This is a genomic window from Pseudanabaena sp. 'Roaring Creek' (assembly GCF_001402795.1).
Taxonomy (GTDB): Bacteria; Cyanobacteriota; Cyanobacteriia; order Pseudanabaenales; family Pseudanabaenaceae; genus Pseudanabaena.
In genome coordinates this window covers 1-12,928 of sequence record NZ_LIRE01000676.1, presented here as the reverse complement: position 1 = coordinate 12,928, position 12,928 = coordinate 1, and the positions used below count along the sequence as shown (strand labels likewise).

The window sequence follows — 12,928 nt, the reverse complement described above, 5'->3', positions numbered from 1 at the left end:
CCCGAACCCATTTGCGATCGCAATGTCACTTAAAGTTTAACCACCTTGACTAACTCCCCGCTCTGAAGAGACGGGGAGTCTTTCGGACAAGATTAGGCTTCGTTAACCAAATTCTAACCCTGCTTACGGTGGACAAACACCGTCTACCCAGTCTGCATAGATCTAAGTCTAAGTTTCTGGCTACCTTGCGTAGAATATTTGCAGCCCCATTGAGGTCAGCATTTATTAAACTTTTATCACTTGTACGATACAAGCCTCTCTTCGTTCTTCTACCAGATGCTTTCCACCCAACAGGCTTTTGACCATGTTCGGGCAGGGAGTCTCCATCTAGATAGGATGCCGCAGAGGTATTAGCTTCTTCACTTTGCACAAAATATATTCCGTAGATTAAGCAGAGTTGCTCAATCCGACCTTTTAGCCTTGCTAGGGGCATCTGGACGAATGATTGGTTATTGGTTTTACCCATATTCGATTCGGTTTTAATGCCATCATTCCAACCAACAACAATAGTACCAATGCCATGTTTCAGACAGTGATTGATTACTTTCCGTGCTGATTTGTTTACCATGTCGCGCATTTGATGGTTGCGTTTACGGGTAATGCCATCTAGAACTTTATCCCAGTAATCCTTAGCCTTGCCTTGCTTGTGGTTGGCTACTCGCTTATTGTAAAGCTGGTTCATTGCCTTAGCTTGGCGCGAATCGACTAGGAATGAGTTACCCAGAGTATCAACGCAAGCCATTAGATTTGTTGAGGTTCCCAAATCAATACTTAATGCTTGGTTTGGGTCTACATCTACCTGAACTTTCTCCATTGCATAGCTGCATTCTAGGTAAAATGAACCATTCTTGGACAAGATTGTAAACTCTTTAACCTTAGTAAAATCAAGGTTTTTAGGTAATGGCAGAAAGAATTCTTTAATTCCAAACCAACGCTTTACCTGTAAACCCAACGGGAATCGAACCATGCCATCTTTAAACGTGGGTTTTCCATCTCCCCTGTTTGGGAAAGCAACTTTAAACAGACCACCCGAATCGCGGTAATTTGGCACTTTTGGCATCTTCTCTAACTCGCCTCGATAGAACATTGCACGGAGTTCTTTAAAGGACTTAAAGGCTTCCGATACGCTCAACAAGGTTTGCTGTGCAGCTACAGACGGCATAGCTTGAGCGTGAATGTTCCCACCAACTTCGTAGATAGGATCGAACTTGGAGATGATGCGATTAGTCTTAAAGAAGATTTGTCGCGCCCAATAAATCCCGCAATTGTAGAGACTATTAGACTGTTCGCACAAATATGTAATAACTGCCAAAGTTTCCTTATCGCAGTCCAGTAAATTTTGCTGCACTCCCATCAGTTTCTTTAGTTTAGCCATTTAATCTCGCCATTGTTTAGTTTTGTGTTATCTATATCAAAGAGCCAAAAAGTTAAATGGCATTGATGTTGAGCCAAATCTGAACAGGTTCCCGATCGCCTAACACCAAAAAGACCTGATCGCAACAATTAAGAAGACCATCACCATTAGCAATAAGGAGATCGCACAGGATATGAAAAAGACCTTGGTAGGTCACATATACAAATAAAACGTCATCGACTAACTCTACTCAGCTAGCTCTTTGGTTTTGGATATGGAGTATCAATCAATGAGTTAGCGCAATCAGCTAAAGAGTCTCAACTCGAAAGTTAGCTTCTAGTGATCGCCCCTCTCCCATCGCTACAAAAAGCTATGTAATTTTGTTTCCAGTTTCCGTAACTAAAAAAATGATTAGTCCAAAAAGCTTAGATTTGTCTGCGTTGCCGATTTTGCCTCTAAAGGCAAAATCGGCAACGCAGACAATCAGCAATTTATTTTGCGATTGACTCACAAAGGAACATTCAATACATTGGGAGATCAGTAGACGTAAAGCAACGATGGTCAAACCATCATAAATTTGATGATTTGCAAGCGATAGGTAATGTAAGAATTGCTTATTTGTTTATGGAGGCTGATTTGCTACCTAGCGTTGAGATGGCGCTTATTGAGTGGTTCACTCCACCTCTAAACAATGTTGGCAAACATCAGGTTGAGGCAATCGATTCTATTTGCAAGATTGAAATCAGACTTAAAAACGTAAGAGAGTCCCGTGAGCTAAGTCAGTACGATTTGGCTAAGCTCGCTGGTATGTCGCCTCAAAATATTCAAAAGTTGGAGCAAGGTCGGGCTAAAGGTATTCAACTAGATACTTTAGACGCGCTTTGCCAAGCATTGAAATGTGAAGTAAACGATCTATTAGTCAGGGTTTCAAGCTAAACCAGCATGAAAATCAATCCGCAATCTTTAGATCAATAACCCCACGGAAACATGCTAACAGTCCATACCTATCGTAAATCGCTAATATAGCCACAAAGTAGATAACCCAGCGATCGCATTAATAAAATCGCTACATGAGATACCAATACCAGGGAACACCAAAAACACCACCAGCACCGCAACTAAGCTTAGGGACTGGGAGTTTGACCTCAGCATCGGCTGGGACTAAATATTTCTGGATGCAATACCGCAATCGTGCGGGATATAGCGCTGTAGGGACAGTTTCTTCTATTACCGTTGTTGCTGGGCAGTCGATTATAGTCACAATTCCCACTGGCGCACAACCTGCGGCTGTGGGTGGAATTTTTGGTGTAGATATTCAGGAATACGTTATCTTGATGTCAGCATCAAACGATATGACAACAGCGGTGACGATCGCAACTTTCCCCGGCTATCAAGCAAATGGAACCATCTACCCATTGCCCGCCGCAATTACGCTGAATCAAGACAGCCACTTACAAATCAACTCGCTTACTGTCGCGGATTCGAGCAGTTTGCCATCAAGTCCCATTCATGGGATGCGCCGAGCGATCGCCTCACCAAGTAGTTTTGTCGCCTATGATGCGGTATTCAGCCCGACAGGGTGGAAGCCTGCTTATCCTCAAGTCTATTCAACTTATGTTACCGATAGCACTTTGACGAATGGGGCGGACATTGCAGTTACAGATATCGTTGATACTTCTGTAATCCTGATACCAAGCTATGCGATCGATGGAACTTACAGCCAGAGTGTGGGATTTTGGCTATATAACAACGACACCAATATCGTTCCCCAAGGAACACAGATTGGATTAACCTTCGACATGGATAATGTTGACATATCTAGCCAGTTTGTGGGGCTTGCGGCAATCACTTTTCAAGGATTTGTCACGGTAGCGACGGGAGTACTTGATACTTCATCAATGATTGTAAATACGACAGTCCCCTATTCAGGTTCGCAAACTGGGATGGTGCTGCAAAAGGATTTACCAGTTGGAAGTGCAATCCTGTTGCAAGTACAGTTAAATTGTAGAGCATTTCAATTAGAAAATCGCCCAGTGCAAGGGTCTGTGCTTAGGGCTACTCCATATATCTACTCGGAGTTTGCCCGATTTGATGCCAATGGTGCGATTAATGGCAGTTTGATAACAGGTGAATTTGACCGTAGGCACATCGTTCCAGCTTCAGGAGGTAACGCTGCAAAAGGTTTGCAGGGTTCTGGAAGTATCGCGATCGCGGGAGTTGGCGCATATACTTTTACGGGTGTTCCCGAATCCCCTGTTATCGGGTTAGAACCAAATACCGCAAGCCAAAAAGTTTTTATTTCAATTAACGGCTCTCTCTATGTTGCAGACTCTACTGTTGCAGGAGCAAGGCAACGCGCATTAGTCGGGACGGTTAATGGAATTGGACATACTTTAGCTTGGTCAGGCAGCTATGCGCTTAGTTCGGCATTAGCGTTGCAATTTATAGCAAATTATCCAAATACAATTTCTATTAATTATCCAGATATTATTGCAGGGAGCAATCTTGGTGTTTTTAATGCCTCAGCTATTCGGATTTATGTGCGCCCTGTCGGTGGTGGCACTATTAATTACTTCGATACAATTGTACTCCCAGGGTCAGCGCAAACATTTACGATAGGACTCGTTAGCACTGGCAATACTATTAGCAGTCTTCCTACTAATCCTGACGATACTTTTGGCTTATACCGTGCTGCTGATGGCACTTACACTATCGCCCCAATAGGGGCAAGCAGTATATTCTCTACAGACAATTATGAAGTCGCGATCGCCTTTATTTTCACCGATCGCGTAACGAGTATCGATCACAGTACAGCTTCGGGCAATATTTACGAAGCTTCTGGGACATTGGCTGAACTATATCAATCAAGTGATTACTGGAAGTATGGCGTTGCAAATGCCGCAGTACTAAGGTCACTACCTTCTGGGTCTTATGTGAATTCCCACAGACGAGAGATCTCGGATATTGGTCTTGAAGTTGTATGGAATGCTCTGTCGTATAGCGCGGATGATGGTAACAGCTTCTTCAAGCCTACCGATCGGCTCACCAATCAACCCGGTCGATATGAAGCGATCGTTGCCCAGCTTAACAAGAATCAAACTTTTCGAGGTTCACAAGCAGTTCAAATTTCCGTGGCAACATTCGCCGCAACTACTACTATCGATCTAAATTTAGGCAATGCCGAGGTAACACTGACTGGCGATACCTTAATTTCATTCGCAAATTTAAAATCTGGTGGTTCTTGGATTATCTACCTTATTCAAGATTCAATCGGAGGGAGATCCGTAACTTGGGATGACGGTACGACTGGAACAGTGGACTGGGGTGCGTATGGGCGACCAGTTTTGTCTACTACCCCTACCAAAATGGATATCATTACTTTCGTCTGTCGTGGTGGAATTATGCACGGAAGCCCAGCAAGTCTTGGATATAGGAGTATATAAATGTTTCCTCAACTTGCTTTTGGGTACATAACTGGTCGTCCCATGTTACTTAAACCTGCGATCGCCAGCGCAAATTCGTCGGGTTATCCATCTCAATTAGTTCCGCAGATTGCCATATCGCAATCCACTTCTTCAGCCCTGATGTCAGGGGGGATAACTCCACCATCATCAGGGTTGCTCAATAAAACGCTTGCTTACTTCAAGTTTGACGACACTTCTAGCGCTTTGCACAGTCCAGATAGTACGGATAATTATTGGTTCTATTTCCCCTCGTACAGCGCGACCTACCCATCGGGCTTAATAGGCAACGCAGTCAATATCTCGGCTCTGGGCGGACAGATGAACAAATCAGGGCTTATCGCTCCACATTTAGAATCTGCAAAATTCGATCTTTGCGCGACTGGATTCTTAGGCATTGCAGTATGGGTGAAATTTAGCGCTCTTCCACTCGGTAATAGAAAAGTCTTTTACGAAGGACAGGGTGGTGGTAGTGGGTTTCCTCAATTTGAGATAAACTTCGATCCCTATTCTCCTATGTTAAAATTAACCGATTCTAGCGGTACGCACTACTCTTTAAGTGTTGATACCTCAACTCTTGGCGATGGATATATCATTCTAGGGAATTGGTATTTATTCAACATCGAACTAAATCCATTTTCGGGAGATTACTCTTTTCGTATAAGTGATTCAGCGATCGCTACCGACTCTGGCTTAACCTCTTATCGCAACTCTTACGGATATCCTTCAGGGACGCTCGATGAGGTCGATCTTAGGTTTCAGGGTTCTTACACCGGCGTAATTTTTGACGAGATGCTCTTCTACAACGCGCCACTCAGTCCCGACGACTGGACGCAAATCTACAACTCTGGAGCGGGTATTAGCTACCCTTTTAGTTAAAAATATGTTCGTTTTCTTAGTCGCATTAAAATCACCCGCCGCTTGTCATGACTGGTTGAAAGCATCCAGTCTTTTGAGAAAAACTCTGGATTCAATTCAAAATCAATCTAATAGCAGTTTCAGAACAATCGTCGTTTGTAATCAACAGCCAATTCTTGAGAGTATCAATATTGATTGGGTTCTAACTGATATAAAATCTCCCAACCTTCTGGCAAGCTTTCGGGAGAAAGAAAAAGATCGCGCCCAAAAGCTACAAATCGGGTTTGATTATGCAAAACGATACGACCCTAGCTATTTAATGCCTATCGATGCTGATGATTTCGTTAGTAATAATATCGTTGAATACGTTCTTGCAAATCCACCTGTTACCGAGGGGTATTATTTAGAAGCAGGATTTATTAACGAACAGAAAGGTAATCTAATCTTTATCGATAAAGGATTTAAAGAATATTGTGGATCTTCTCTGATTGTTAAATCAAGTGCTTTCCCGAATTATTTGCAATCGGATACCTATATGCATAATTCGGTCAAAAATCTGACTAAGCTACCCTTTGCAGGTGCAATCTACAACAGGCTTAACGGGGAAAATTTTGCCGCGACTGAACCATTAAAACAAGCTATGGGAGTATCAGACCCTAAGTTCGTAAACATGACCGTTACTTCCGATATTGTAAATACTTTCAAATTCATCTAAAAATATGACTTTTACATCCTCGTATCTTCAATCAATCCAATTAGGCTACATTCTTGGTAATGCTTACCCATCTCCCCCGACCCTATGGTGGGGATTCCATACTTCAGGTGTAGACGTAACTGGTAGTAACGAGATTACTCCTACTCTTGTCTCTGGCAGGATATCAGCTTCCAGTTTTTCAACCCCTACAACTGTCGGATCGAATGTTCAAGCAAGCAATTCCTTGCTATTGGACTGGGGAAATGCCTTAATAGGGGGATCTGTAGCCTTTCTTGGATTGTGGGACTCACAAGTAGGCGGCAACTTCCTAATGCCTGTGCCGTTGCAAGACTCGACAGGTGCAGCATTGCCATTGACGTTCAACACTGGCGATCCTGTTACGATCGCAGCTAGTGCCATAACATTATCGCTCGATATTATATCTTGGTCAGTTTGGGAGAGGACTAATCAGCTTAATTGGCTATTGGGAACTGCTCACCCAGACTCATTTACAAATCTCTACGTTGGATTGAGCAATAGCCTTGATCCAACTGGCGCAGGGACAGAAGTAACTTCTTTAATTGCTACTACAAGATTAGCGATCTCCCCTGCGGGATGGACACCAGTGACATCAGTTGGAAGCACAAAAGAAATATCTAATGCTTTAATCCTTCCTTTTGGTAATAGCCTCGGCGCTACTCCTGATATCAATAATGTAGGTGTTTGGACTGCTGCTGTTGGTGGAAATCTAATTGTTTGCCCATTATTGACCTTACCGTACCCAGTAAATATTGGTAAGAAAATATATATTCCCATCGGTGGTTTGCGATTGGTCGCAGGTTAGCTGCCCTCGGAAGAAATCTCGTCTACACCTCCCAAATAAGAGATTGCAAACCAATCAGCCAAACTATCTGTAAATGATTTCCCTAGATAATCTGGGCTACTGTAAATTGTGTCAATGCGATCGCCAATTTCTTGCAATCCTAAGCCTTCTTCTTGCCATTGCTTGACCTTTTTAGAAATCTCTTCGGTGAATGCAGTAACATGCTTGCCTAAGTCATCTATAGCTGCACCCACAACCATATCTCTAGGGTCTGCCTCAGCATCAATCCGATAGGGTTTGCAGATTAACCGTACAGAATCCTCAAATGATTCTGGCGTAATTGCGTCGGCGCGATAGCCCAATCCTTCAAGTAAAGATTCTTCAAAATTATCGTTATGTACCCTCAACCCCGAACCCATTTCTATTACATTTTTTAATTCGGCAATCGGATCGGCGATCGCACCAAGGTTGTATCCAAGTTCCGTCAGTATCTCTTGAGCAAACAATAATCGCATAACCACTCCTAAGTAAAAGGGGAAGTAGATATATCTACTTCCCCTCGAATACAATTCTCAAAAACATTCAAATATAAATCCCTAAAGTTCTTGTCATTACATGGCGATATCCCCACTTGGTGTAGATGGTAAAGTTATAGGTATCTTCCAATTAAGCTACTTACTCTTATGGATAGATTCTAACTTGAATTTGGCAAAGATAGAAATAAACATTTGTCAGAATCGTATCCTGCTAGATCTACTTCTGACATATCCCTTCGGCGATCGCTTTCATTTTAATTGTTGTAAAAGAATTAAAAAATGGCACGGAATCAATACATTGCTGTTATATTTAGTTAAGACTTTTCAGGATTGTTATGACAGATTGCGAGTTACGAGATTGGGCGATCACGGAGCAAATTAAGCACTTACAGTCAGCGATGAAAGAATCAATCATGTTCAGGATTAATGGTTCTGTCATCGCTAAAGAAAGACCGAGAATGAATACTGAAACGGGTACTGTATATATGCCCTCGGATTATATGGATTGGAAGTCTAAAGTTGCTGGGTTATTGTCTTGCATCAAGTTGGAATATCCAAAATACAATTTCCCTTTAGTTCAAGCCAACATTATGTATATCTTCGACGGTAAGCATAATCGAAAGCAGGACGGTGATAATGCTGGTGGTTCTTGTGCAGATGCTTTAGTAGATGCAAATATACTAAGAGGAGATCATTTTATGGTCGTGCCAGAACAATGCATGTTCCTAAATCACTCAGATAAGCGATCGCCTAGTACGCTAATAGTTCTGTACTAGACCACCAGCTCACCCGATTTACAATTCCAAGTTAATCCATGCGTCGGGCAAGTTACGCAGCCATCATGAATAGGAATGCTATGCAGCAGTGTCCCTCGATGTGGGCAGATATTATCTTTCATAACAAGTCTTTTGGTAGAATCTAAATCGATTAGCTTCTGAATACGACTGTATCTAGCATCAGGATCAAAGCACTTTTTCTTTTTCCAGTGAATTGTAATATCGAAAGGAATATCCGAATGAGGTTTCCTAGTAATCTCATTTAGTACTGAGTTGTTACGAATTTTTATGAGTGGATTTATAAACCGAAAATCGTAATGATAATGACCTTCTTTTAGCCCAATATCTGCATCATTATGCCAAGGTAATAGCACAGGGCAATACTCCCCTTTTTTGAATCCCTCGAACTTGCGATCGCCTATCAAAATGCAAGGTACTAAATAAAATGCATTTACAATCGGAGGTTCATTCAACTCAGTGATTTTTTGCATCTTTTTGATTTAATAATTTTGTTAGACAAAAGAAAGCGATCGTAATTGCGATCGCTTTCTTTTGTGGTAAAAAAGGGCTAAGCCCGAAGGCGGAGGGCAGATTTGAACTGCCGAACTTCAGATTATGAGACTGACGAGGTAACCAAGCTCCTCCACTCCGCAGATATGATATTACCACGTTATTGATATTTTTAAATATCTCTATAGTGACCAAGTTTAGGAAGCTTTTCTGGGATAAGCAGATAGTGCGGTATGCGATTTTCATGCTCGATCTTGATGCAGCCAATATCTCTTAGTCGAAAAGTTGCTTCTATGATAGATTTCCGAGAAAATCCCGATTCTCTTTGAAGCTCATTAATATCCTGCAAGAAGTTGGACAATTTTTTGCTGCCTGTGTTTTTGTCGGCTTTCTCGACATGGAGAAAGCCACATCGCAAATTTCAAGCAAGCCCCTAAATTTTTGGTTTTTTTGGCAAGCTGGTAAACTGCAAGCCTTAGCCTTGGTTCTTCAATTTCTTGATAAGGCTTGATTTCAGATAACCTTTTTGGCATTTTTGACGTGGTAGATAAAATCATAATTTCCTGCCCTATTTGGCGGTAAACCCTAAAGTGTCTGGAATTGGCTTAAACTTTGTTTCTGAGTAACTGACAACAAACTTAGTCTCAATGATTAGAGTATTTAGCTGATTTAGCATTGCTGAAATATTGGCGGGCAAGATTTCAGATAGATCGTCAACATTGTCAGGCAGTTGTATGTCTTCCGAAAAATCCAAGGTCGGGAGGTATTCAGGTATTGATAGGTAAAGGCAATCAAAATCACAAATACCTTCAGCCGTAAGCTTAGCTTTATCCCATTCTTCCTTTAATTCAGCAAGTTCGGGCTGACTCTCTTGAACATGCTGTTCGTTCCACTCATAGACTTCATGGATGTCCTGATACCATTTCCCATATCGCTCAGAGTACAAGGGAAAATTATTCCATTCTTTCGATCCTGCTTGCTCGTATCTTCTGTTTAGATATCCCATTTTTTTGCTTTATTGTTTGGTTGAGTCAAAATTAATTATTCGATCTGGATTACAACCCCAAGACAGAATGGATATTTACCTCAATTGAGGACGCATCTCAATATCATTTTCTAGCGCAATCTTGATTTGATTGGCAGAAAACACAACCTTGATAGGAATGTCAAGTCGTTCATCACCTCCACCGTTTTGATTAAACTCATCAATCCGATAAACGGTTAAATTGGGTTCAAGATGCAATAACCAATAGATAACCTCGATGTCATAAGTTTCAGGAGGTAAAGCTCCTTTGAGAATATCTTCGGCAATTTGCTTTGCTGGGGATGAGAGGAGTTTGATTTCCATAGGTTATTTAATATTTACTATTCAATCTGGATTACAGCCCCAAGACAGAATGGATATTTACCCTCATAGATGGTAAAAGGAAAGCTTTCAACACCGCTTACATTAATGCGCCAATAACCATCAAAATCTTCAGGGTCATCGATCGCATCAATCGCAATATCAGGCTCAATGTTAAAGCCATACTTAGCCAAGATCGACTTGTCCTCTTGGAGTTCGGACTTATCAAAAAATTTGCCATTAACACGAACGATCGATAGGCTGTCAACTCGCTCCTTTACACCGTGAACGACAAGAGTATCGTCGCTATACCCAAAAGCAACTATTAAATTGTTTTCAATTACACCTTCAATTTCTTCGGCGGTAATCTCTTCACCTATTTCTCGTCCATTCAAAATGGATGCAAGTTCTTTTGCTTTCATACGTCTATTCCTACTATTTTTTAATCGTTCGTAACCAGTCATTGGGCGATCGCCTTTACACTGTCCACCACGCTTACGCTTACCTTCACTGGAATATTTACCACAGTTAGAGCAGACGTACCGTTGGATATTGTGCGATCGCCCATTTTTGACAAGTTTTCCTTGACATTTTCGACAGGTTTGAATTAATCCAAATCTATCCATTGCGTCCTGTACTTGAATTTAGCACCAGCTTTCTTTGCCGCTTCAAGATCTTCTTGGCGATCTCCAACCATGAGAAATTCAATACCGCGACTGGCTATCTCTTGAGCTGTCAGATATTCTCCACAGGAATCAAAAAGGGCTTCTTGAAGCATTCCGCCATTGGGTTTTCGATATAAACCTCTTGTAACAGGAGATACTTCTCCTACCTCTGCTGTTGCCGATTTTCCCACTGCATAGCATTCCTGTCCAGCCATATCTGGGCAGAAATAACCTTTTTGAATTCCAGTCAGTTCCATAGCAAATCTCATTTCCGAAATTGCCATGTCAATAGTCTTGTACTGAAATCTAGCGATCGCGTCCAGAGGCAGGAAAATAATATCTTTTGGCTGTGGATTTGTATAGATCGCAACCTTGCCATGCAAAATCGCAACCTGTTCAACTTTTAAAGGGGTGTCACGATCCAAATAGTATGCCCCTACTGGCAGAGCATTTGGATGACAGGTTCTTATCTCACATCCACCTTGATTACTTGCGATCGAAATAGACCAACCATTGTCAACATACTGTCGAAGCGCCTTAGATACACCATCAATCAATACCTGATCGTCAGGTGCTTGAACAAACGTTTCCCCAGATTTTGGGAGAACTAATGTATTGTCTTTGTCCACAACAAGGCATTTAATTTCCTGCGGCATATCATCAATATGTTATCAACACGTTAATGATATCACGAATTACTGATTCCATGAAATGCCCCTCAACCCCGAACCCATTCGAGATGCGATCATACTATTTTGTTGATAGTTATTTCTTAACGAAGAACTTCCCTTCTTCGTTAAGAAAATTTAAGGTTCAATACGTGCAAGCTCATTAAAGCAAAGAGATGGAGAAGGATAATCAATACGATTATTGATGATAGTACCTACGATCAAGCCAATTGTAAAGTTAGTTAAGGGTGTATCAATCATGAGTTCTTTTAGGGAAATTGTAAAACTTTTAATTGCTAAAGTCGTTGAGTCAGAAGAAGGAATAACAATTACAAGATAAGCTTTATCAAGTTGAGAGGATTGGATATAACTCACAATCTGATTTAACGAATTTCTCATTCCCAATCGAGAAAGTCTAAATTTGTGTGAGTTTTTCACTTCATATCCGACCTTCAATTGATTATCTAATGAATCTAATGTTGTTAAGCAAATAATATCTATTCCTGTTTCCTGCACAATAATTTCTTCAAAAGAATAATTATCAACAAGCCATTCTGAAACTAAAAGATTGACTTTACGTGAACTTAACATTCTTAATATATCAGTTTTATTTTCTTCGGCTTCTTGTTCTCGCGCAAGTTCTATAAACTCTTCAACCTGTCCAATTGATTCTTCTTTAACATCAACTTCTGGTATATATTGTTTAGCAAATTTCAAAAATCGATCAGAAGAATACATATAAAAACATTTAATACCAAACTTAAAAATCTCTTCTGTTAATTGAGGACATGCGCTTAATGTTTTTCCATCCTCTTCTCGCCACCAGTCTTCCTTATCATCATCAGTAACAAAAATTATATATTTCCACTGTTCTTCTTCTACCTTTTTAAGAATTTCTTTCCAGACAATTAAATCACCATATTCACGTTTAAAAATCAACCCATTACATAAATAAGGACTTTTCTTTTTTTCTGCTGTATTGTCCTTAAATCCCGGAGGATAAAAATTTGAATATCTTTCTTTGCCTTCTTCATATATAGAATCTAACTCAGATTTGCTTGGAGGAGAACCAATTTTATTGTAAAATAATTGATCAATTTGTTCTCTTATAAAGTCATTCCCACTAATATTCAATTGCTCTTCTTCAGAATCTTTCAAGCCATCTAAAAATGATTTAAACCTAGCATCAATCTGTTTATATAATTCATTATAATCAATTGAAGGATATTGTTTTAGTT

15 protein-coding genes and 1 tRNA gene are annotated in these 12,928 nt (G+C 40.7%); 6 read left to right on the top strand and 10 right to left on the bottom strand.

Features of this window, described 5'->3' with window-relative positions:
- Positions 1-49: 49 nt before the first annotated feature.
- Entirely contained in the window at positions 50-1,375 is a 1,326-nt protein-coding gene (locus tag AC805_RS18625; RefSeq protein ID WP_055076776.1) for an RNA-guided endonuclease TnpB family protein, read from the bottom strand.
- Positions 1,376-1,978: 603 nt separating this feature from the next.
- On the opposite strand from AC805_RS18625, the gene AC805_RS18615 reads away from it, so the two are divergent.
- From AC805_RS18615 to AC805_RS18595, 5 genes are all read left to right on the top strand, one after another.
- A complete protein-coding gene (locus tag AC805_RS18615; RefSeq protein WP_231663773.1) occupies positions 1,979-2,290 on the top strand; it encodes a helix-turn-helix transcriptional regulator in 312 nt (103 codons plus the stop codon).
- 134 nt (positions 2,291-2,424) lie between these two features.
- Positions 2,425-4,797: a hypothetical protein gene (locus AC805_RS18610; protein ID WP_055076774.1), complete on the top strand. Its 2,373-nt coding sequence runs from the start codon at positions 2,425-2,427 to the stop codon at positions 4,795-4,797.
- Complete coding sequence (locus AC805_RS18605; RefSeq protein WP_055076773.1) at positions 4,798-5,694, top strand: hypothetical protein; 897 nt, start codon at positions 4,798-4,800, stop codon at positions 5,692-5,694.
- A 4-nt stretch (positions 5,695-5,698) separates the two neighbouring features.
- The gene (locus AC805_RS18600; protein ID WP_055076772.1) at positions 5,699-6,388 is read left to right on the top strand and encodes a glycosyltransferase family A protein; all 690 of its coding nucleotides are present in this window, start codon (positions 5,699-5,701) and stop codon (positions 6,386-6,388) included.
- Between the two features lie 4 nt (positions 6,389-6,392).
- Entirely contained in the window at positions 6,393-7,211 is an 819-nt protein-coding gene (locus AC805_RS18595; RefSeq protein ID WP_055076771.1) for a hypothetical protein, read from the top strand.
- Here the strand turns inward: AC805_RS18595 and AC805_RS18590 are convergent.
- Positions 7,208-7,705 (bottom strand): hypothetical protein, encoded by a 498-nt coding sequence (locus AC805_RS18590; protein WP_055076770.1) that lies wholly within the window; start codon positions 7,703-7,705, stop codon positions 7,208-7,210. The genes AC805_RS18595 and AC805_RS18590 overlap by 4 nt on opposite strands.
- Positions 7,706-8,061: 356 nt before the next feature.
- On the opposite strand from AC805_RS18590, the gene AC805_RS18585 reads away from it, so the two are divergent.
- Entirely contained in the window at positions 8,062-8,502 is a 441-nt protein-coding gene (locus AC805_RS18585) for a RusA family crossover junction endodeoxyribonuclease (RefSeq protein ID WP_055076769.1), read from the top strand.
- On the opposite strand, the gene AC805_RS18580 is transcribed toward AC805_RS18585, so the two are convergent.
- The 8 genes from AC805_RS18580 to AC805_RS26515 form a co-directional block, all read right to left on the bottom strand.
- On the bottom strand, positions 8,499-8,993 hold the full coding sequence (locus tag AC805_RS18580; protein WP_055076768.1) for a Rieske 2Fe-2S domain-containing protein: 495 nt from the start codon (positions 8,991-8,993) through the stop codon (positions 8,499-8,501). The two genes, AC805_RS18585 and AC805_RS18580, sit on opposite strands and share 4 nt — an antisense overlap.
- Before the next feature lie 87 nt (positions 8,994-9,080).
- Positions 9,081-9,155, bottom strand: a tRNA-Met gene (locus tag AC805_RS18575).
- 192 nt (positions 9,156-9,347) lie between these two features.
- Positions 9,348-9,569 carry a hypothetical protein gene (locus AC805_RS25760; protein WP_156341467.1) on the bottom strand — a complete coding sequence of 74 codons (222 nt, stop codon included), beginning with the start codon at positions 9,567-9,569 and terminating at the stop codon, positions 9,348-9,350.
- Positions 9,570-9,580: 11 nt separating this feature from the next.
- The gene (locus AC805_RS18565; protein WP_055076766.1) at positions 9,581-10,018 is read right to left on the bottom strand and encodes a hypothetical protein; all 438 of its coding nucleotides are present in this window, start codon (positions 10,016-10,018) and stop codon (positions 9,581-9,583) included.
- Positions 10,019-10,093: 75 nt separating this feature from the next.
- Positions 10,094-10,360, bottom strand: a complete 267-nt coding sequence (locus tag AC805_RS18560) for a hypothetical protein (protein WP_055076765.1) — start codon at positions 10,358-10,360, stop codon at positions 10,094-10,096.
- Between the two features lie 17 nt (positions 10,361-10,377).
- Positions 10,378-10,983 carry a hypothetical protein gene (locus tag AC805_RS18555; RefSeq protein WP_156341466.1) on the bottom strand — a complete coding sequence of 202 codons (606 nt, stop codon included), beginning with the start codon at positions 10,981-10,983 and terminating at the stop codon, positions 10,378-10,380.
- Positions 10,965-11,651 carry an HAD hydrolase-like protein gene (locus AC805_RS18550; RefSeq protein ID WP_197278786.1) on the bottom strand — a complete coding sequence of 229 codons (687 nt, stop codon included), beginning with the start codon at positions 11,649-11,651 and terminating at the stop codon, positions 10,965-10,967. Before AC805_RS18550 ends, AC805_RS18555 begins: the two co-directional genes overlap by 19 nt.
- Positions 11,652-11,828: 177 nt before the next feature.
- The coding region (locus tag AC805_RS26515; protein ID WP_197278785.1) for a PIN-like domain-containing protein at positions 11,829-12,928 on the bottom strand (1,100 nt) is incomplete at its 5' end.

What these genes read in the sequence shown, in the direction of transcription:
- AC805_RS18560 (WP_055076765.1), bottom strand. Translation starts at nt 10,360, where the DNA reads ATGGAAATCAAACTCCTCTCATCCCCAGCAAAGCAAATTGCCGAAGAT.
- AC805_RS18615 (WP_231663773.1), top strand. Translation starts at nt 1,979, where the DNA reads ATGGAGGCTGATTTGCTACCTAGCGTTGAGATGGCGCTTATTGAGTGG.
- AC805_RS18625 (WP_055076776.1), bottom strand. Translation starts at nt 1,375, where the DNA reads ATGGCTAAACTAAAGAAACTGATGGGAGTGCAGCAAAATTTACTGGAC.
- AC805_RS18600 (WP_055076772.1), top strand. Translation starts at nt 5,699, where the DNA reads ATGTTCGTTTTCTTAGTCGCATTAAAATCACCCGCCGCTTGTCATGAC.
- AC805_RS25760 (WP_156341467.1), bottom strand. Translation starts at nt 9,569, where the DNA reads ATGATTTTATCTACCACGTCAAAAATGCCAAAAAGGTTATCTGAAATC.
- AC805_RS18585 (WP_055076769.1), top strand. Translation starts at nt 8,062, where the DNA reads ATGACAGATTGCGAGTTACGAGATTGGGCGATCACGGAGCAAATTAAG.
- AC805_RS18595 (WP_055076771.1), top strand. Translation starts at nt 6,393, where the DNA reads ATGACTTTTACATCCTCGTATCTTCAATCAATCCAATTAGGCTACATT.
- AC805_RS18555 (WP_156341466.1), bottom strand. Translation starts at nt 10,983, where the DNA reads ATGGATAGATTTGGATTAATTCAAACCTGTCGAAAATGTCAAGGAAAA.
- AC805_RS18605 (WP_055076773.1), top strand. Translation starts at nt 4,798, where the DNA reads ATGTTTCCTCAACTTGCTTTTGGGTACATAACTGGTCGTCCCATGTTA.
- AC805_RS18610 (WP_055076774.1), top strand. Translation starts at nt 2,425, where the DNA reads ATGAGATACCAATACCAGGGAACACCAAAAACACCACCAGCACCGCAA.
- AC805_RS18590 (WP_055076770.1), bottom strand. Translation starts at nt 7,705, where the DNA reads ATGCGATTATTGTTTGCTCAAGAGATACTGACGGAACTTGGATACAAC.
- AC805_RS18580 (WP_055076768.1), bottom strand. Translation starts at nt 8,993, where the DNA reads ATGCAAAAAATCACTGAGTTGAATGAACCTCCGATTGTAAATGCATTT.
- AC805_RS18565 (WP_055076766.1), bottom strand. Translation starts at nt 10,018, where the DNA reads ATGGGATATCTAAACAGAAGATACGAGCAAGCAGGATCGAAAGAATGG.